The organism is Thermoplasmata archaeon (assembly GCA_035632695.1).
GTDB lineage: Archaea > Thermoplasmatota > Thermoplasmata > RBG-16-68-12 > RBG-16-68-12 > RBG-16-68-12.
The window spans coordinates 1-2,213 of record DASQGG010000136.1 but is presented as its reverse complement, the minus strand read 5'-3'; the positions used below and the strand labels follow the sequence as shown (position 1 = coordinate 2,213).

Here is a 2,213-nt window from a genome sequence, read left to right as displayed (position 1 = left end):
AACGGGTACCGTGAAGGGAGGCGATTCGTTCACCGTCACCTTCGCGAGCGCACAGCCATCGGCAACGTCCGAGACGTTCTACCTGCTCTACTCTGACGGGTCGCAGATCCAGACCCAGGCGTGGCAGGCGTGAGCACCTAGCACGAGGGCCAGCCGGCCCTCCCCTTTCCATTTCATTTCTCCTTTTCTCCAATCCGTCCGGTGTGTAGGACGCTTGCTCGGCACGTCGCCTCAAGCCCCAGTCCTTCGACTAGGATAACTGATTCGAAGCCTTTCGCCGGGGCTGGGTCCGCTTGCCGGGCCAACGCCGAATCCGATCCCCGAACGGCCTCAGGAGGTCCACTTGAGCTCCTCGACGGGGAGCGCGAGCGAGGTGTTTGTCTCGGCCACGTGGCCGAACTGGGTCACGAAGTCCGCCGCCGTGACGGCATCCTGGGCCTCGAAAATGACCATGGCGTCCGGCTTGCCGAGCAGGGCGAGGAACTCGTGCACCATCACGTTGTTGGGAAGCTTGGGGTGCTTGAAGAGTCGGGTCGCTTCCTCGAGTTGGCCGGGCATCACCTTGATCTGCGCCACGAAGAGCATGGGCTCACGCGGCGAAGGCATCCGGGCCTCGCTATATAATCGTGCGTCGACGGCTATCGCGCGCCGCTTCGGGACGGGGCGAGGCGGTGGACCTTGACCCGAATCAGGTGGGACTGGGCCACCGTGGTCCCGAGCACATGGTCGGACCACCGCTGCCGCGGGTCGCCCTCCGCGAGCATGCCCGCGATCGTGTCCAGGAACGGGAAGAGGAACCAGAACACCTTGGGGATGTTCCGCACGGCCGCCTTGGCGAAGGTCATCGGCCCGCGGAGGGGACGCACCTCGAGGCCCGCGATGTACTTCCCGCACGTGGTCCGGAAGATCGCCTCGCCGACGACGGAATACGTGTAGAGCGCCACGCCGCCCAGGATGCCGTAGACCCACGCGGCCCGTTCGCCGTTGAAGTAGAGGAAGGTCCAGAGGGGTGCGAAGACGAAGAGGATGTCGATCACGAAGGCGACGACCCGTTTCGCCCAGTGCACCTGAAACGTCCGGTTGTGGCCGATGAGATCGAATCCCGTCACCATGGGTGCATCCCGGCGATTCCATCGGTCCTCTCGCTATAAATAAGTTCATCCCGCCGCGGGACGGCGGTTGACAAAGCGGAGGGCCACTCAGATCGCCCATCATTCATCATGGGTCAGCGTCGGTTTCCTCATCACGGTGGCGGCCCGAGGAAGGCGCGGGACGGCCATAGGCTTTGCGACCCGCCGCCACGCTTATCGCCCTCCGCCGGGATGGCGTACCCGTGCCCGCAATCCGCCTGTACGCGTACCACGCGGGACAGTGCGACCCCAAGAAGTGCACCTCCCGCAAGCTCGAGCGCTTGGGCCTCTTGACGTTCGTGCCGCGGCCGACCTCGCTCCCGGGAGGCACGATCCTGCTGACCCCCGCGGCAGAACGTGCGCTCTCCCCCGCCGATGCGCCGCGGGCCCGGCACCACGGCCTCTCCGTCCTCGACCTGAGCTGGAAGGTGACGGAGAAGCTTGCCGCATTCCCTGCGGTCCGCAATGCCACGGGGCGCGCGCTGCCGTACCTGCTCGCGGCGAATCCGGTGAACTACGGCAAGCCGTTCATCCTCTCGAGCGTGGAAGCGCTGGCCGCGGCGCTGATCATCCTGGGCGAGGAGGATCAGGCCCAAGCCCTGCTCGCCAAGTTCGCGTGGGGCGGGCAGTTCCTCCTGCTGAACCGCGAGCCCCTCGAGGCCTACCGGGCCGCCCGGGACAGCTCCGGCGTCGTCGCGGCCCAGGCCCAGTTCGTGTGACCGGGCCGGAGGGCCCTCGCATACGTACGGTCTTGCCGGAAGGCTTGTATCCCGAGGACTCCCATCCGGGCTGGCGGTGGAGAGATGCTGCCCCCGTCCCGTCCGAGCCGTTGGGCCGTTGGCCTCAGGCTCCTCGCGTACCTGGCCGCCGTCGTGATCGTGGTCGGAGTCGTGGTCCTCGTCCTCGCCGGCCTCGTTTGGATGGCCTTCTGGGCCCTCTTCGGACTGGGAGCGTTGAGCATCATCCTCGGGCTCGTCGTATTTCTGGCGATCCATGCCTTTCGGAAGCCGGGCACCGCGGCGCGCTAGCCACGCCGGACGAGGCGGCTGGGAACTCACTTGAAATCCGGCGGGAGCAGGTCCG

The 2,213-nt window shown here is 66.6% G+C and carries 4 protein-coding genes; 2 read left to right on the top strand and 2 right to left on the bottom strand.

All coding sequences use genetic code 11. The features are described from left to right. Window positions 1-330: 330 nt before the first annotated feature. Together VEY12_08800 and VEY12_08795 are read right to left on the bottom strand one after the other, a co-directional pair. A complete protein-coding gene (locus VEY12_08800) occupies window positions 331-606 on the bottom strand; it encodes a DUF3303 family protein (protein HYM40223.1) in 276 nt (91 codons plus the stop codon). A gap of 32 nt (window positions 607-638) precedes the next feature. Further along, complete coding sequence (locus VEY12_08795; GenBank protein HYM40222.1) at window positions 639-1,112, bottom strand: RDD family protein; 474 nt, start codon at window positions 1,110-1,112, stop codon at window positions 639-641. Between the two features lie 221 nt (window positions 1,113-1,333). On the opposite strand from VEY12_08795, the gene VEY12_08790 reads away from it, so the two are divergent. Both VEY12_08790 and VEY12_08785 read left to right on the top strand, forming a co-directional pair. Continuing rightward, the gene (locus tag VEY12_08790; GenBank protein ID HYM40221.1) at window positions 1,334-1,849 is read left to right on the top strand and encodes a DUF367 family protein; all 516 of its coding nucleotides are present in this window, start codon (window positions 1,334-1,336) and stop codon (window positions 1,847-1,849) included. Between the two features lie 84 nt (window positions 1,850-1,933). Next, window positions 1,934-2,158, top strand: a complete 225-nt coding sequence (locus VEY12_08785) for a hypothetical protein (GenBank protein HYM40220.1) — start codon at window positions 1,934-1,936, stop codon at window positions 2,156-2,158. The last annotated feature ends 55 nt before the right edge of the window (window positions 2,159-2,213 follow it).

What these genes read in the sequence shown, in the direction of transcription:
- VEY12_08800 (HYM40223.1), bottom strand. Translation starts at nt 606, where the DNA reads ATGCCTTCGCCGCGTGAGCCCATGCTCTTCGTGGCGCAGATCAAGGTG.
- VEY12_08795 (HYM40222.1), bottom strand. Translation starts at nt 1,112, where the DNA reads ATGGTGACGGGATTCGATCTCATCGGCCACAACCGGACGTTTCAGGTG.
- VEY12_08785 (HYM40220.1), top strand. Translation starts at nt 1,934, where the DNA reads ATGCTGCCCCCGTCCCGTCCGAGCCGTTGGGCCGTTGGCCTCAGGCTC.